Raw genomic sequence first — 16764 nt, 5'->3', positions numbered from 1 at the left:
ATGCCGGCGTTGCCGCCGGTGACCAGGAAGACGCTGCCATCGGCACGCGGCAGCCGTTGAACATCCCAGGGCAGGATGGAGGACGTGGACGACATCGCGGCGGGGCTCCCTTGCTGTTGAAGGCGGCTGCGGCTGCCCTGCAGGACAGCTCGACACCCACGGTTCCAGCGGCCCCCGACACATCGCCTACGGATCACCGACAGCCTCGCCGGACGGCCGACATCCTGCCGACGCGGTGCTGGCCCGTCGCATCAGCGATCAAGACTTACAGCTGCCGTGTCTGACTTACAGGTGCCCTGAACCAGAAGTCCAGCAGCTTCGGGGGTTGCCAACCCCACTGCGGCTGTGGCTCGCCATTCATCGCTGGAGCTTGCTGATCGTGGGTGGTCAGTAGGAGGGGATTCGCGAAGGTGATACCCACGGCAGTTCTACTTCCCACCAGTCATCGTCGTCCTCGAGGGTGTCTGGCGCCTCTAGCCTCGAAATTTCGTGACTGTCCGTCGGTTTCTTCGGCGGGCCGTCACGGCGGTTCGGGCTGGTAGTGGGCACGCTGATGGCCCGGTTGTCGCGTCGGGTGGGCGCCGGGTTCCACTTTCCCGGGGTGGTGGTGCGGGTCGTCGGGGCGGTCGAAGTGGCTGTTCAGCCGGGGTTCAGGAGGGCTTGGAGCCGGTCGATTGCCCGGGTGATCACGCTGGTCCAGGGCCATCGGGTGGTGAAGCGGAGCCAGTGGCGGCGGCCGGTGTTGATGAGTTGTGCGGCGGCGGAGAACAGGCGGAGCCGGAGTCTTTTGGGTTCCCAGCGGCGGGTGTCGCCGGTCAGGGCGAGCATCGGCATCCAGGCCAGCAGGTCGAGTGCGAGGGAGACGATCTCGAGCCAGATCTGGTTCTGTGCGGTGTCGTGCAGGGGCAGGTTACGCAGGCCGGTGTCGCGGGCGTGTCGGATCCGGTCTTCGCAGCGGGCCCGCCTGCGGTGGCGGAGTTCGAGGTCGGCGAGCTGGCCGCCCTTGGTGTTGGTCGCGAAGCAGGTGAGGCGCAGTCCGTCGAGGTCGGTGAAGCGCAACTGGGCGCCGGGGTGCGGGCGTTCTTTGCGGACGATCAGCCGCATTCCCTTGGGCCAGGTGGTCAGGTCGGGCATGTCGGTGATCTCCGCGACCCAGGCGCCGGGCCGTTCGGTGCCTTCGGCGTCGTAGGCCGGTGTCCAGGCCTTCTTCGGGATCTTCAGTACGGCTTGGTGGAGGGTCGGTGGTGGTCATTCCGATGGAATACGACAGCCACCGGCCCGGTGTGGAAAGCCAGTCGAGGAAGGCATGGGTGCCGCCGGCGGAGTCGGTACGGATCAGTGTCTGCCGGCCCCGCCGCAGATGCCTGGGGAGTTGGGCCAGGGCGAGTCGGGTGGTGGTGATGTGATCGCTTGCGGTGTTGGAGCCCGCGTTCCCGGGCCGCAGCAGGGCGGCCACCGGCTCCCCGGAACCACTCTGGCCGTGGTCGACGAACGCGACGAGCGGGTGATGGCCGAAGGATTTCTTCCAGGTCGGTGTGGCGTCCTGCTTCTCGGAGTGCGCGAGGACCAGCACGCCGTCGATGTCCACGATCACGCTGCTGTCGGCGGCCGGACTGCTCGTACCGGCCAACTCCCGGACCCGGGTGCGCACTTCGGCTCGCGCCGTGCGGATCGCGGTGAGCGCCTTCGGCCCGGACGCGGCGAGAGCGTCGATGAGACGGGAGACCGTCGGGTCGGAAGCCACCGGGCCAAAGGCATCCGGCTCGGCCCGCAGCATGGCGACGTCGGCCAGGCAGTCCCCGCCCAAAGCGGTCGCGAGCGCGACATCCAGCAGCGCTTTGCCCGGGTCGTGCACTGCCCGCGGCTTGCGCCACGGCGCCAGCGCCGCCGATATCGCGGTGTCCAGACCGGCCTTGCGGACCGTCTCGACCAGGAGCACCGACCCGGCCTGCGAGACCGTTCCCCTGCCGCCGCCCTCGACGCGGACCCGCGGGTACAACCCGATACGCTTACTCACCTGGAGAGTGCTTCTTCCCGTGCAGCCAACAGGACCCTAGACAAGTCCCATCGTTGCAGGTCAGAGGCACTCTCTGCTTATTTGATCAAGGCATGGACGAGCGTGCTCATGAAAGCGCGAGGCTAGGACGGCTTCTTGGAAGACCGGCTCGAGTTCTATACCGAGGGCAGTCAATGCGGTGATCTGGGGCCCCGTCAGTTGCGCTGTGTTGGTGCGGCATTTCCTGATCCAATGGCCGAGGAGGACATCGGTCGGCCTCGCCCTGGCCGGCCGAGCGGGTGCCCGGCTGGCCGACGTCCTCGGGGTGAGGGTCAGTCGGAACACGGTCCTGCGCCTGGTCGACGGTCTCCCCAAGCCTCAACCGCGGATCCCACGGGTAGTCGGCGTTGATGAGCGCGCGATGCGCAAGGGGCGCGTTTACGGGACCGTGCTGGTCGACGTCGAGTCCCGCAGACCGGTGGACCTACTGCCGGATCGCGAGGCGGGCACGCTCGCGACCTGGCTGACCCAGCATCCGGGCGCCAGCATCGGGGCGCCCACCGCCGTCCAGGTCGCCGACCGGTTTCAGTGCGCCATGAGGCGCCTTGTCGTATCCCCGACTCAGTCGGGAGGAATTCGGAAGGAGATACTTGGGTCTAATGGCTTACCCAATCCGGAAACGGTGACGGGACCAGAGCATGCCAAGCAGACGGTCACTCTCAGGCAGTAGAGGTGACGCGTCATGGGACCCGCGTGAACACGGCGTTCACCCCGCAGACGGACATCTTGATCGCCGATTGGCGCCGACCTACGTGGAACGCGATGCCGAGCCCCTGCTGCGGCAGGCCGTGCAGGAGAGCGGATTCGTGCTCATCGTCGGTGAGTCGACTGCTGGCAAGACCCGTCTGGCGTATGAGGTTGCGCGGTCCTGTTTCCCTCGGCATGCGTTCGTGCGTCCCATAGCCAGTTCGGCGCTCGCCCCTGCCATTGAGGTTACCCGGCGTCCAGTAGGACCACCCCTACCGGCGTAATTCCCACCGCCGCGGTAAGCGCCTGCGTCGGCCGGCTCAAGGGGCCAGCTGCCTGGGCGGCGAGGCGGGCCGCTTTTGCGCGACACGCTGAGTGAGGGCAATGTTGTAGTTGGTCACTGCGAGGGCAGGTGGCGGATCCCATCCTCTGCCCGGAGTTGTGACAAATCCCGTGCACTGCCCGCCCGCTCGCACGTGATCAGGGATGGGCTGTGGCGGGCCCGTGAACAACACCTACGCAGAGGCGGTAGCTGTCCCATGGCACAGGAAGCCAGGATCGACGTCGAACTGACGTGGAAGCAGGCCGAGGAGAAGTCCTCGGCGGACAAGGTGGCGGAGTTCGCCAAGAAACTGCCGCAAGGCCCTTGGTTCGGCACCCCGACGGGCGTGGCGCGCGACAGCGACCGGCAGCCGAAGCATACCTGGCCGCTTCGGTCCGCCCGACCGTACCGGCGGGAGGTGGCCGTCGGCGAGGCTGCGGTCTACCTCGCCGACGGCCACGACGAGCTGGAGCAGCCGTTCATCTTTGCAGACGGCTTCAACTACGGCCGCAGTGACCTGCCGGGGCTGTTCGCCCACTTCAACGCGCCCTACCCGGGCAGCAACGTGGGCTTCCTCGAGCAGCTGCTCACCGCGGGCATCGACGTTGTCCTGGTCGGCTTCGAGGAGCGCCACACCTACATCCAGGCCAACGCCGGGGTGGTGATCAGCGCCATCAACAAGGTCATCCAAGAGAGGCAGGGCTCTGCGCCGCTGATCGTCGGCGGGGTCAGCATGGGCGGCATCATCACCCGCTACGCCCTCGCCGAGATGGAGAACCAGCACCAGGACCACCAGACCGCGACCTACCTCTCCTGGGACTCCCCACACAACGGCGCCTGGATCCCGCTGATCCTCCAGCAGATGGCCTACTTCTTCGAGTCGCTGCCGGCCGAGCCCGACAAGGTCAAGGAGGCCGAGCTGATCAGGAGCCCCGCCGCGCAGCAGCTGCTGTACGCATGGATCCCGGACGCGAAGTACGAAGGCCCCGTCGCCACCTCCAGCGAACTGCGCACGCAGTTCCTGGCCGAACTGCGCGACCTCGGCCAGTTCCCGCGACGGCCGCGCAAGCTGGGCGTGGCCAACGGCACCGGCAACGGCACCGGCCGCGACCTGCCGGCCGGCACGGAGGTGTTCAAGCGGCAGGTGCCACTGGTCGTCTACGCCCAGGCGAACTTCCAGCCCGATGGCGGAACGCGCAAGCCGATCGGTGAGATGCGGGCCGCCGGCCAGGTCCGACGGGGCTTCACCTCGTACGTTCCCGGCCTAGACGGCACGCCCGGTGGCACCCTCGGCTCCTTCGGCAAGATCGCCGCGGCACTCGGGGCTGACATTCCGGAGAAGTACAAGTTCAGCTGCTTCGTCCCCTCCGTGAGTGCGGTCGCGCTGGACTACGACCCGGCCAAGTGGGACGTCGACCCGTACGAGAAGGTCGAGGAAGCCGACGAGAAGAGCGCGCTCGACGAGTTCAAGTGCGACAGCGAGAACACCGAGCACAGCCAGGTGACCAAGCCACTGGTCGACTGGATCATGGAGCGAATCGTCCACTGATACCAACGGCTTGGACAGTGCGGGACCCGCGCTGCGGCATTCCGGCCGGCGGAGCAAAGCGCAGGGCTGCGTCGTTCTCGCGGCTGGGTTTCCGGTGGAAGACCGCGGCAAGTCGGGGCTGGGACGTGGCCAAGCACGGTGTTCGATGATCGCTCCATCCATGCCACGGAGACGCATCGGCACCGACTTGACCACGTCCCAGCCCCTCAGCAGCTCGCGCCAGGCACGACTTCTTCGACCGCTTCGAGCCTCCGGCTCCCGGCAACCTTCCGCACTCGGTGGAACCTCACACCAAGCCGTCGCCCTCGCGTCGTTCCTGATGTAGACGTGGCACTTTGATGACAACTCCTAGCCAGGGGTGGTCAGCTCAGTCTGGAGTGCACCGCGACTTCCTCCGGTTGCACCTCGTGGCCCTGCTCGCAGGCCAGCCGCAGGGCAACCGGTGCATCGCATCCGGCGTGGCGCAGGACCAGTGGTGGCCCGTCCGGGCGGGGCAGGTGACGGTCGCCCCACTGCATGAGCGCCAGGAGGGCCGGCTGGAGGTCCACTCCGGCCTGGCTCAGAACGTATTCCTTCCGACTGCGCTGGCCTGGCTCCTGGTACGTGCGCCGCTCAAGCAGGCCGGCTTTGAGCAGCTCGCGAAGCCGTGCCGCGGCGACAGCCTCGGTGATCCCGGCGCGCCGTACGAAGTCGTCGAACCGTGTGGTTCCGTAATGCGCTTCCCGCATGATCAGCATGGCCGATCGGGTACCGAGGATCCGCATCGTCCGGTCGATCGAGCAGTCGTCCGCCACCCATTGCGTGCGATCGGCCAGAGCTCCCACAAGGCGCATCGGCATACTCCTCACCTCCTACCCGCCTCCCTCTCTGGCTATAGCTTCCCATAGCCAGATCAGGTGTAGGCTTCTGGCTATAGGAAACAAAAGTCAGGATTTCCGGCACCAGTCCCGCGCAGGTCGCCCTGGTACAACACTCCGGCCGTCCGCCCGGCGCGCTCCTGAACACGTGCGCCATTCCCCCGGCGCCACCACTTCGCCGCCGAGGCGGGCGTGATTCGCAAGGAGGTCGACGAGCATGGCGAAGAACGATGACCGACTCTTCCTGATCACCGGCGCAACGGGGAACACAGGGAAGACCACCGTGCAACTGCTCCTGGAACGAGGGCACCGTGTACGCGCTCTCGTGCACCGGGAGGACGACCGTTCGCGGCAGCTCGCTGCCACGGGCGCCGAAATCATCGTGGGCGACCTGCTCGACTTCCATGGCGTGAGCACCGCCCTACGAGGAGTGAGCGGAGCTTACTTCTGCTACCCGATCGCCCCGGGCCTGCTCGACGCCACGGTCACGTTCGCGCAGGCGGCCACCGAGGCCGGCGTCCGATCGGTCGTCAACATGTCGCAGATCTCTGCCCGCCGGGAAGCCGTCAGCAACCAAGCGCGCCAGCACTGGCTCGGCGAGCGCCTGCTTGACCGCACGACGCTACTCACCGCGCACCTGCGGCCGACGTTCTTCACCGAATGGATCGGCTGGTGGTGGGGTCGCCAGGGAGACGAGGGCGTACTCCGCCTTCCGTTCGGAAACGGCCGTCACGCTCCCGTCGCCGCGGTTGATCAGGCGTACGTGATCGCCGCCATCCTCGAGAAGCCCGAGCCGCACGATCGCCAGACCTATCCCCTGCACGGCCCGGTGGAGATGGACCACTACGGAATCGCCAAGGCGGTCTCGCGCGCACTCGACATCCCCGTCACGTACGAACCCGTCAGCGTCGAGGAGTTCGCGGACGGGCTGGCTTCCCTGAGGAGGGAGTCCCACCTGATCCAGCACCTGAGCAATGTCGCCATCGACTACCAGAACGGCATCTTCCAGGGCACGAACAACCTCATCGAGGTCATCGGCAATCGCTCTCCCATGACCGTGGAGGAGTTCGTCATCGACAGGAGGCACGACTTCGATCACAACGGTTCGAACTTCGTGCCCCCGAAATTAAGCTGACCGCCAAAGGGCCCTGAACAGCCAAGTTGGACCTGCCGATCCAATAGTCGCTCGGTACTGTCCAGGCATGACAAGAAAGGCCCGGGTGTCGGATCCGCGCGGGTGCTCCATTGACGCCGTCGTGATTGACGCCGTCATGCAGGTCCTGGGCACTCCTGGCCCTCCGGGAGACCACCCTCGGCGTGCGATCTTGGACATCCTCGCCGATGGAGTGAAGTCCCCAGCGCCCCTCGCCGCGATGCGGCAGGCAGCCGGGACTGACATGAACGAGTTGCTCGCCAAGGTCCTTGAGGCCCACAGCGGGATCGAACGCTGGAGTGAACTGACGGTGATGCAGGCATCGGCTCTTCACCGGGACGCCGCCCTGTCACGTCTGCCGGATGGCGAAATGATCAGCGGTCGAAGGTAGGTCTCATCTCGTCTGTGTGTGGCGTCCCGCCCGGAGGTAGGCGGTCTAGTTGGTTGCAGCGCAGCGGCAATGCCACATCCCCAGGGCACAGCCAGCCCGGGCTCCCTCGGCTCACACGTGCGAGTGCGACCCACGCCGCCAGCGAACCGAACACGCCCCGGCCACGTCGGGCAGTACATGAAACGGCACTGTCACGTTGGCTGACGGGTGGGATGATCTTCGGGTTGATCATGGTGGAGGGGGTTGTCCGTGGGCAGTACGCCGCCGTCGTACAAGGGGCACCGGTACCCGGTCGAGGTGATCTCCCACTGCGTGTGGCTGTACTTCCGCTTCCCGTTGTCATTCCGCGAGGTGGAGGAGCTGATGCTGCAGCGCGGCATCATCGTCTCCTACGAGACGGTCCGCCGCTGGTGCCTGAAGTTCGGACAGGCCTATGCCGACGGACTGCGCCGCCGTCGGCCACGGCCCGGGGACAAGTGGCACCGGAACGAGGTCTTCATCAAGGTCAACGGCGAGCTGAAGTATCTGTGGCGGGCCGTCGACCAGAATGGCAACGTCCTCGACATCCTCGTCCAGAATCGGCGGGACAAGACCGCGGCAAGACGCTTTTTCCGCCGCCTGATAAAGAAGACCCGTACGATGCCGAGGGTGGTCGTCACCGACAAGCTCCGCTCCTACAGCGCGGCGCACCGCGAGGTCATGTCCTCGGTGGAACACCGCTCCCACAAGGGCCTGAACAACCGGGCGGAGAACTCCCACCAGCCCACGCGGCAGCGTGAACGCGCCATGAAGGGATTCCGTTCCGTAGGCGGGGCCCAGCGGTTCCTGTCCGCGTTCAGCGGCATCTCGCCCCACTTCCGCCCTCACCGCCACCTGATGACAGCCTCCGACCACCGAGCCCAGATGACCGTCCGCTTCGCGATCTGGGACCAGATCACCCAAGCTGCCAGCCGGCCCACCACAGCCTGACCACAGGCCCGGACCGCAAGCCCACCATGCCCCAACGCGCCGTCAGGCACCGACATACTCAACAACTTGACAGCGCCGTTCGCCATGCTGCGCCTGCTGCCGATGGGCGTCAGGGACAAGGACATCGAGATCCTCGCCCTGCGCCACCAACTGTCGGTGCTGGAGCGTCAACTCGGCAAGGCGAAGGTGCGGTTCAGCCCGAGCGATCGAGTGTTTCTGGCGGCGCTGCTGCATCGGCTCCCGCTGGACGTACTGCGCCAGCTACGGCTGCTCGTTCAGCCGGACACCGTGCTGCGCTGGCACCGCGACCTGGTCGCACACCGCCACGCTGCCGCGTCACGCCCGAAACGACCGGGACGGCCGCGTACCGTGCAGTCCATCCGCGTTCTTATCCTGCGCCTGGCACGGGAGAACCCCAGCTGGGGCTACCGCCGCATCCACGGCGAACTGATGGTCCTCGGCGTGAAAGTGGCCGCCTCCACCGTCTGGGAGATCCTGCGGGACGCCGGATTCGACCCGTCACCCGAACGGAGCTCGAGTACCTGGGCGGACTTCCTGCGTTCCCAGGCCGAGGCCCTGCTGGTCTGCGACTTTCTGGAGACGGTCTCCTTGTTCGGGGCGCGGCTGTTCGTGTTCGCGGTGATCGAGCACGGCAGTCGCCGGATCCGCATTCTGGGTGCGACCGCGCACCCGTCCTGCGCTTGGGTGGTGCAGGCCGCGAAGAATCTGGTCATGGACTTGGAGGACACAGGCTGCCGGGCGCGGTTCTTGATCCGGGACCGGGACGGAAAATTTTCCGACCTGTTCGACACGGTCCTGCGGGATGCGGGGATAGAGGTCGTGCTCAGTGGCGTCCAGATGCCGCGAATGAACTCGATCACGGAACGCTGGGTGCAGACCTGCCGACGCGAACTGCTGGACCGCACCTTGATCTGGAACCAGCGACATCTGATCCACGCCCTGCGCGAGTTCGAACACTTCTACAACGGGCACCGACCCCATCAGGGCATCGCCAACGCCCGTCCGCTGTACCCGCTGCCCACGCCGATCACCGATCCGCACGGGATAACCCGCCTGGACATACGACGACGCGACCGCCTCGGCGGTATTCTCCACGAATACCAACATGCAGCCTGACCTCGGTGGATGAGGTTTTCGGCAGGGGCAGGGTCGGGGGGGACCGTCGTGCCACTGGCCGAGGATGTCGCGCCGGAATCGGTCTTCGTCCAGCCCGCCGCTCGGAGCCTCGTTGAAGCTGAGCCAGTGGGCGCGCTCCGCACTGGGCAGGTCACGTCCAAGGTCTCCGACGCAGGCCTCGATGAGGCCTACCTTGTTGCGGCCGATGCTGATGCCGCAGAGCCCCAGGCAGGTGAGGCGGTTGCTGTCGACCTGGTAGCGGGAGGGCTCCGGGCGTCCGGCGAAGCTCAACGCGACCACCCGCGCGGGAGCGCTCAGCGGATCAAGGACGGCGCGGTCCCCGAGCAAGTCGCCGCCGAACTCGGCGTGAGCCGCTCCACGCTGTACCGGGAACCACGCAAGTACCGCGAAGACATGTCCGCGAAACCTGTCATACGGGAAAGCTGACCAGCTTGCCGGAAACGGCGTCGCCCCAGGTCATCGATATCCACTCGGTAAGGGCGAGGGATTCGCGCGCTCGGCCAAATGGGTGGCGAGGCGACAGCTCTCTTGTCATGCAATCAGCTGGGATGGGTTACTGATGTAACTCTGAACCGGTGGGCCGCCCATCCCTCTCCGAAGGGTGCGCTGCCATCGGCGTGTGCCGGGCCCCGCTCACGGCGCCTGGTGATTTCCGCGTCAGCGATGTCACAACGCGCATCCTGCGTGGAGGAGATGCAACGGCTCGCACAACGTCTACGTTGCGTGAGGAATGCCATGCCTGTCTCTCCTGATCAGGGCACCACCGCTGGTGGCACCACAGTGACCATCACGGGCACGAACCTCGGCGGGGCAACCGCAGTGGACTTCGGCTCCAAGTCGGCCACCAACGTCATCAATGTCTCGCCCACCCAGCTCACCGCCGTCTCACCTTCGGGAACGGGGACGGTGGCTGTGACAGTCACGACCGCCGGCGGCACCAGCAACCCGGAACCGTTCTTCTACACGGGCCCGCCGTTGGTCGTCTCCGTCAGCCCCGACGCGGGACAGTTCAGCGGCGGAAACACCGTCACCATCACCGGCCTGAACCTGGCAAGTGCCAGTGCCGTGGACTTCGGGGCCAACGCGGGCACGATCACCAGCGTCAGCGACAGCGAGATCACCGTCACTGTACCCGCGGCAAGCGGTGTCGGCACCGTTCCGATCACCGTGGTCACCGCAGGAGGAAGCACCGACGGCATCAGCTACAGCTACTTCGCCAACCCGACGATCACCGCCCTCGATCCCGCCTCGGGCCCGTCGTCGGGCGGCACGGCCGTCACCATCACCGGCACCGAACTGAGTTCGACCGAGCAGGTAGTCATCGGCCCCAACGCCATTCAAGCCGGCGGGCCAAGCGCTCCGTTCACGGTCGTCTCCGACACCGAGATCGCCGCTGTCGCACCGCCGAACGCAGCAGGCGCAGCTGACGTCATCGTTAAAACCCCCGGTGGCAGCTACAGCCTGCCCGGCGGCTACACCTACCTCACCGGACCAGATATCTGACCCCCAACCGGTAAGGATTCCGGAGCCGGAGGCGCCCGCGAAGCCGTCCACGGCGCCTGCGGGGGCCTTCGAGCGGGGCGTGGGGCCCCTGGCGCAGTACGGGCTCTGTGAAGGTCCCCAGGGCCCACGTAGAGCGGCTGGAGGACGGGACCGAGGTCAAGCAAGGAATGGCAGCTGGAGCGGGAGATCCTGCGTCGGGCAGCGGCCTATTTCGCCCGGGATTGTGTCCTGAACACGAAGGGAAGTTGACAGTAGGACAGCTTCCGAGAGTGGTGCTGTGCGGAAGATGAAGGTTTTGTGGCCCTTCGAAGCCGCCCTGCGGGGGGAGACTTCAAACCACCTCATGCCGCGTTGGTTGAAGACCGTCGTGGTGAGCGATGAGGAAAAGGCGCCGTAAGAGGCGTCAGGTGGGGACCGGGAAGACGAACGCAAGTGAATCGCTGCTGACGTGTCGAAGCGAAATCAGACGACATCGAAACCGGGGTGTTCCCGAAATCCCGGGATGAGCCTGGCGGGTGCCCGTCTATTGGCCAGGTGGTGTCCGGCATGCAGGCGACGTGAGGAGCCCGGTCTGCGGCTTCCGCACGGAACAGGAGAAGGCGTGTCCCGATACCGCCCGCCACGATGCGGCGGCAAGAGGGAGTGCCCCAAGCAGCAGCAACTGTGAGGGGTCGAGCCTCGTTTGCACCCCTTATAACCCTGCTCCAGGGCCAGCGCTCGCACGATGAACGACTGGTCGAGCAGCTCGCATCCCGCGCCCTGACACGCAGCAGCAGGGAACGACCGGTACACCTGAAGCGGGACGAGCACGGGCGGATCGTCGTGGCCGAGGGTGCCGGTGAAGGTGAGGTCGTCGAGCTGGAGGACGGCACCCGGGCCGTCGTCGAGTCCGCACTGCTCCACTTCTCCACCCCACGCGCCCCGGCGACGATCGCCGCGTTCCTCCGCACGAGGGTGTTCCGGCCGGAGTCGCTGGTGTGGCTGGACGGATACCAAGCACTGCGACGCTGGCGCGAGGAACACGAGATCACCGGGCTGTTCTCGGTGCCCTACGACACCATGGTCGAGGTCGGCGTCGCCCGTTTCCCCCTCGGCCGGTGGGTCCACCAACAACGGCGTGCCCAGCGCGCCAGGGAACTCGACGGCCACCGCAAGGAACTCCTCGACCAGGAGGGCATGGTCTGGGAGCCCGGCGACGAAGCGTGGGAGACAAAGCTCGCCGCGCTCCGGTCGTTCCACCGGGCCCACGGGCATCTGGCCCCGCGGCAGGACGCGGTATGGGGCGAGGCCGACGACGACCTTGTGGCGATCGGGCAGTTGATGGCGAACCTGCGCAGGAAGGACGGCCTGGGCAAGGACAGCGAACGGGCCACGGCGCGCGCCGAACAGCAGACGGCGATCGATGAGGACCGGAAGTGTTCGTGGCCGCTGGACTGGCAACGCCACTACCGGATCCTCGCTGACCTCGCCGACACCGAGGCCGGCGGCACCCTCCCCGACATCCAGCCCGGCGTCCTCTTCGAAGGCGACGACCTCGGGAAATGGCTCGCGCAGCAGCGCAGGGCACACACCTGGGCGCAGCTGACCACCATGCAGCAGGAACGGCTGACCGGGCTCGGCGTGACACCCGAAGAGCCCCAACCGGCACTGGTGAAAGCAGGGGCGGCCAAGGAAGCGGGTGGTCTGTCGGCACCGTTCCGGCGAGGAGTCGCAGCCCTCGCCCAATACCTCCACCGCGAAGGACACGAGCGGCCAGTTCCGAGGGAGCATGAAGAGCCCGTCAAGGTCGACGGCCAGGACCACGTCGTGAAGCTCGGCGTGTTCATCAGCAACACCAAAAGCCGCCGCGACCGGCTCACCCCCGAGCAGCACGCCGCCCTCGCCGAGCTCGGGGTGGAGTGGGCGTGACACCAGCCATGGCCAATCGTTGAACCGGCAGGGCAGACGTCACGTCATGTCGCAGAGAGACCCCGGGCGATAGCGCCCGGGGTCTCGTGCTGTCGAGCGCGGTCCTGTCCGCCGCCGTACGGAAGGGACGCGGCCCGGCCACGATGGTCGGTAGTCGCCCGCCCACTACCTCTGCGGTATCCCGTACGTATGCCCCTGGTCCCCCACGAGATCACCCTCCGGGCCGATGCCCTGTCCGATTCGGCTGCCTAGTGTCCTTCACATGACGATCAGACTCCGCAGACGGACCGCTGCCGCCGCCCTCGCCACCATGGCCCTGCTGGCCACGCCCGCCGCCACCGCCCACGCCGTACCCGGCCCCGCGCCCGCCCCGGCCACCTCCGCCGCCACCACGCTCGAACTGCCCCGCCCGACCGGTCCGTACACCGTCGGCAGCGACATCCTCCACCTCACCGACCACGACCGCACCGACCCCTGGGTGCCTGAGTCCGGGGACCGCGAACTGATGGTGTCCCTGTACTACCCCGCCCGCCCCGGGCGGGGTGGCGCCACCGCTCCGTACATGAGCACCGGGGAAGCCCGCCTGCTGCTGGCGGGCATCGGGCTGGAAGGCACCGTGCAGCCGGCGACGCTCAGCTCGCTCGGCACCCATGCCCGCACCGGCGCCCGGACGGCCCCCGGGCACTTCCCCCTGGCACTGCTCTCCCCGGGCTTCGGCAACCCCCGGGCGACGGTGACCTCGCTCGCCGAGGACCTGGCGAGCCGCGGTTACGTGGTGGCGAGCGTCGACCATGCCTACGAGTCCCTCGGGACCGAGCTGCCCGACGGCCAGCTCCTGACCTGCGTGGCCTGCGAGAAGATGACGTCCGCGCCCAGCGAGGAGGCCCGGGAGGAACTGGGCAGGCTCGTCTCCACCGGTCGGGCCGCCGACCTCTCCTTCGTACTGGACCGGCTGACCGGCCACCGTCCCGCCTGGGAGGGCTCCCGCATGATCGACCGGCGCCGGGTCGCCGTGGCCGGCCACTCCATCGGCGGCAGCGCAGCCGCCTCCGCGATGCTCGCCGACCCGCGCTTCGACGCGGGGATCAACATGGACGGCACGTTCCAGGAGCGCGTTCCCGCCTCCGGCCTCGCCGGGCGCCCCTTCATGATGCTGGGCACCGCTTCGCACTCCCCCGGCGGCAAGGACGAGTCCTGGGACCAGGGCTGGCAGCGGCTGGACGGCTGGAAGCGCTGGATCGGCGTCGAGGGCTCCGGCCACTCCAGCTTCACCGACGTCCCCGTCCTGGAGGACCGGCTGGGCGTGACGCTGGACCCCACGGTCACGCTCTCCACCGACCGGCAGGTCCGGATCACCCGTGACTACGTCAGCGCCTTCCTCGACCAGCACCTGCGCGGACGGCACCAGCCCTTGCTGGACGGCCCCACACCCGACAACCCCGAGGTCGTCTTCCAGCGGCCCTGAATACCGGCACACACAGGAGCGCCCCCGGACGCACGGATGCTGGAAGGTCTCCTCCACCCGCCACCTTGATCCAGCGACGCGGACCAGGGTGTTCAGGGGCGCCGGGTCGAGTGAGAAGCAGCGGTAGTAGGCGAGTTCACCGGTGGTGCGGTTGCGGCGGATCAGCAGCTGGCGGCTGCCGGGGCGGGGTTCGGCCAGATCGATGACCGCCCAGTCGTAGAAGCGGTGCCCCTTGGCACCGGCCCCGGCCGACAGCTTCTGCCAGGCCCGCTTGGGCACCTTCGCGGCCAGGGAATCCGCGCGGAACTTCCCCGCACCGGTGGTGACTTCGGCCGAGCAGGCGGCGGCGAGCACGTAGCCGGCCTGGCGCTCTTCCAGCGCGGAGCACAGCTTTGGGTTGCCGCCGTAGACCTCGTGGCTCTGTACGCGAGAAGGGGTTCTGGCTCAACTTCCGTGATGAGAACACGCTGGGTGATGGTTGGAGGATGGTGCCCTGGCCAACTCTGGCCGGGGTCCTTGCGTTCTGCCTGTTGCCTTGATGGCGGAGCACTACGCTATTTGATCGCGTTCAAATATAGTTGGGGTTCGGTCGATGAGGCCGTGAGGAGGGCGTCCGCCCGGAGGTACGGGAAGGGGTTGGCGTGAGCCGACAGTTGTGGCGCTCGATCGCCTTCATAGGGCTGGTGGTCGCGCTGACGGTGTCCTGCGGCTGGGCTGCGGGGATCTATGCCGCAGAGGTTTCAGCGGATCAGGTGGAGGGGCGATGGACCAGCGAGGCAGGTACGTCCCTGACCTTCCAAGAGGATCACACCTTCGCTGCCGAGCACTTCGACGAGTTGCCCGTCGCGTCAGACTGCAAGACCCCTTCGGCCCTGGCATCTGGCCGCTGGGCGTTCTATGCCTCAGCTGATGCCGACCAGTTCAATGCCGCTGACGAGACCGCCACACACGGCACCGTCCTGTCGCTGATCTTCTCCGCTGGCGACTGCGAGGTATACGTCTATTTCTTCGGTGACGAAGACGACCCTTCTATGTGTCCGACCGGGGACCCGGATGCTGGCTGTCCTAGTGATGGCTATCTGCACCAAAACGAGACTGTGGCTTCCGCCCTTGAAGGGGCCGTAACTCGGCCGACCGGCTCAGGCAAGTAGTACCCGCTTCCGCAGCAGATGGAAGCCTGCACGGCCGAACATCTGTCGCTTGAGCATCTTGATCCGGTTGACGTGCCCTTCGACGACTCCGGAGCTCCAGGGCAGGGTCAGACCGGCAGTGACCGCGTCGCGGTCGCGGTCGATGCCCGCGGCCAGAGTGTGCAGACTGGGCAAGTCGTCCTGGCGGACTGCGTGGAGCCACTGCGGGAGCCGTTCGCCCTGGCGCTCGGTGAGCATCTGGGCGAAGGACCGGACGTGGCCGGTAAGGGCGTCGAGTTCAGGGCAGTTGGCCAGGACAGCTTTGAGCCGGAGTTGTTCAGTCTCGGTGAGGGATTCCGGCCGACTGAGGATCCACTTGGTCACCGTGCGGGGTGCTGGCGGCTGTGCGGTGACGGGGCGGGGTGAGGTGCGCTTCTTCCTGATGTAGGCACTGACGATGCCGTAACTGCCCAGGTATCCGAGCGGGACGATCTCTTCCCAGAGCTTCCATGCGTTGGTGCAGCCCTCGTTCCAGCGGTCGTCCAGGTAGGGCTTGTACTCGTCCAGGGCTGAGGTCTGGTTGTGCTGCCATTGTCCGCGGAAGAGGTCTTCGGGCCTGACGGCGTCGGCAAGGCTTTTGACGGTGCGGTGGGTCATGCGGAGCTGGCGGCCGATCGAGCGGCGGCTATGCCCGGCTTCCAGTAGTGCGTGGACGGTGGCGTGCCTGGTTCGGATGCGGTTGGCGAACCGGTCGCTCTGCCAGGGCGAGGCCAGCGTCCCCTCGGGTTCGGGCGGTGTGGGCTCGTCAACCTCGTCTCGTGCCGGTTCGAGGGCGAGGACGCGCAGGCACTGGCGGTGGTGGGCGACGGTCCGCTCAGCGGCCTCGCTGAGGTTGTGCCACAGATGCCAACGGTCAGCGACCTGGGTCGCTTGGGGCGCCCCGGCTGTGGCGCCTTCCGCGAAGAACAGAGCTCGGTCCCGGCAGACCACCTCGATTCCTGGCCGCTTCGCCAGCCACTCGGCCAAGCTGGACGCCTCCCGGTCAGGCAACAGGTCCACCGGTCGGCGGGTTTCACAATCGACCAGAACCGTGCCGTAGACCCGACCTTTGTGCGTCGCGTACTCACCGACACCGACCACCCGCGGGGTGGGGGCGTCCGGGTCGGGCAACGTGGCGAGCAGACGCAAGATCGTGCAGCGGCTGACGGACGTCCCAAAGACCCGTGCCATCCGGGCACCAGCCCGGCCGGCGAGAGCCAGACCGATCGCCGTAAGCGTCGCACGTAGTCGCTCGGTCCACCGACTGTGCCGCCTGGTCAGCCCCGCCATCTGCTCAACGAATGTCCGCCGTCCGCACGATGGGGCCGGGCAGAAGAACCGTCGGACCCGCAGGCAGAGAACCACCCGCCGTCCTCCGCTTGAAACGTCGGCAGGGAAACACAGGTAGGAGCTGTGAATCCGGCTCGAACGACTGCCACAGTCCGGACACGCAGCCCCGTCCGCTGTACACCGAACCTCTACTAGGGCTTTGTTAGGTCCTGTGGTGGGGTTCGGGGGTTGGTGCGGGTTGGCCGCATATCGAGCAGGCGCCGGTCCAGGTGGCCAGGAGGGCCTGG

Annotated in this window: 11 protein-coding genes and 3 pseudogenes; 10 read left to right on the top strand and 4 right to left on the bottom strand. The window is 67.1% G+C overall.

The genetic code is table 11. The annotated features are described in order from the left end of the window. Positions 1-639: 639 nt before the first annotated feature. Positions 640-2017, bottom strand: a pseudogene (locus tag ACIPEK_RS44675) (IS1380 family transposase). A gap of 1265 nt (positions 2018-3282) precedes the next feature. Here ACIPEK_RS44675 and ACIPEK_RS44670 point away from each other — a divergent pair. Then, positions 3283-4614 (top strand): hypothetical protein, encoded by a 1332-nt coding sequence (locus ACIPEK_RS44670; protein WP_402008432.1) that lies wholly within the window; start codon positions 3283-3285, stop codon positions 4612-4614. Positions 4615-4976: 362 nt separating this feature from the next. Here the strand turns inward: ACIPEK_RS44670 and ACIPEK_RS44665 are convergent, their stop codons facing one another. Beyond that, a complete protein-coding gene (locus tag ACIPEK_RS44665; RefSeq protein ID WP_402008430.1) occupies positions 4977-5447 on the bottom strand; it encodes a winged helix-turn-helix transcriptional regulator in 471 nt (156 codons plus the stop codon). Between the two features lie 241 nt (positions 5448-5688). Here ACIPEK_RS44665 and ACIPEK_RS44660 point away from each other — a divergent pair, with 241 nt between their 5' ends. The 8 genes and pseudogenes from ACIPEK_RS44660 (at position 5689) to ACIPEK_RS44625 (ending at position 14018) form a co-directional block, all read left to right on the top strand. Next, the gene (locus ACIPEK_RS44660; protein ID WP_402008428.1) at positions 5689-6606 is read left to right on the top strand and encodes an NAD(P)H-binding protein; all 918 of its coding nucleotides are present in this window, start codon (positions 5689-5691) and stop codon (positions 6604-6606) included. Between the two features lie 190 nt (positions 6607-6796). Then, positions 6797-7015 (top strand): hypothetical protein, encoded by a 219-nt coding sequence (locus ACIPEK_RS44655; RefSeq protein ID WP_402008426.1) that lies wholly within the window; start codon positions 6797-6799, stop codon positions 7013-7015. 249 nt (positions 7016-7264) lie between these two features. Then, positions 7265-7984 carry an IS6 family transposase gene (locus tag ACIPEK_RS44650; protein WP_402008424.1) on the top strand — a complete coding sequence of 240 codons (720 nt, stop codon included), beginning with the start codon at positions 7265-7267 and terminating at the stop codon, positions 7982-7984. An 84-nt stretch (positions 7985-8068) separates the two neighbouring features. After that, positions 8069-9121, top strand: a complete 1053-nt coding sequence (locus tag ACIPEK_RS44645) for a helix-turn-helix domain-containing protein (RefSeq protein WP_402008434.1) — start codon at positions 8069-8071, stop codon at positions 9119-9121. A 48-nt stretch (positions 9122-9169) separates the two neighbouring features. Next, positions 9170-9568: a hypothetical protein gene (locus ACIPEK_RS44640; RefSeq protein ID WP_402008422.1), complete on the top strand. Its 399-nt coding sequence runs from the start codon at positions 9170-9172 to the stop codon at positions 9566-9568. A gap of 309 nt (positions 9569-9877) precedes the next feature. Then, positions 9878-10645, top strand: a complete 768-nt coding sequence (locus tag ACIPEK_RS44635; RefSeq protein WP_402008420.1) for an IPT/TIG domain-containing protein — start codon at positions 9878-9880, stop codon at positions 10643-10645. 675 nt (positions 10646-11320) lie between these two features. Then, positions 11321-12553, top strand: a pseudogene (locus ACIPEK_RS44630) (helicase associated domain-containing protein); the annotation flags it as partial. Between the two features lie 262 nt (positions 12554-12815). Then, complete coding sequence (locus tag ACIPEK_RS44625) at positions 12816-14018, top strand: alpha/beta hydrolase family protein (RefSeq protein ID WP_402008418.1); 1203 nt, start codon at positions 12816-12818, stop codon at positions 14016-14018. 39 nt (positions 14019-14057) lie between these two features. On the opposite strand, the pseudogene ACIPEK_RS44620 reads toward ACIPEK_RS44625, so the two are convergent. Further along, a pseudogene (locus ACIPEK_RS44620) lies at positions 14058-14444 on the bottom strand (IS701 family transposase); the annotation flags it as partial. A 215-nt stretch (positions 14445-14659) separates the two neighbouring features. Here ACIPEK_RS44620 and ACIPEK_RS44615 point away from each other — a divergent pair. After that, positions 14660-15169, top strand: a complete 510-nt coding sequence (locus ACIPEK_RS44615; RefSeq protein ID WP_402008416.1) for a hypothetical protein — start codon at positions 14660-14662, stop codon at positions 15167-15169. On the opposite strand, the gene ACIPEK_RS44610 is transcribed toward ACIPEK_RS44615, so the two are convergent. Then, positions 15158-16764, bottom strand: a 1607-nt coding sequence (locus tag ACIPEK_RS44610) for an ISL3 family transposase (RefSeq protein ID WP_402008415.1), incomplete at its 5' end; no start/stop codon positions are given. The genes ACIPEK_RS44615 and ACIPEK_RS44610 overlap by 12 nt on opposite strands.

The sequence above is a fragment of the Streptomyces sp. NPDC088246 genome, from assembly GCF_044741025.1.
Lineage (GTDB): Bacteria > Actinomycetota > Actinomycetes > Streptomycetales > Streptomycetaceae > Streptomyces.
Note: the sequence above shows the minus strand (reverse complement) of the source record. Positions and strands in the feature narration are given on the sequence as shown.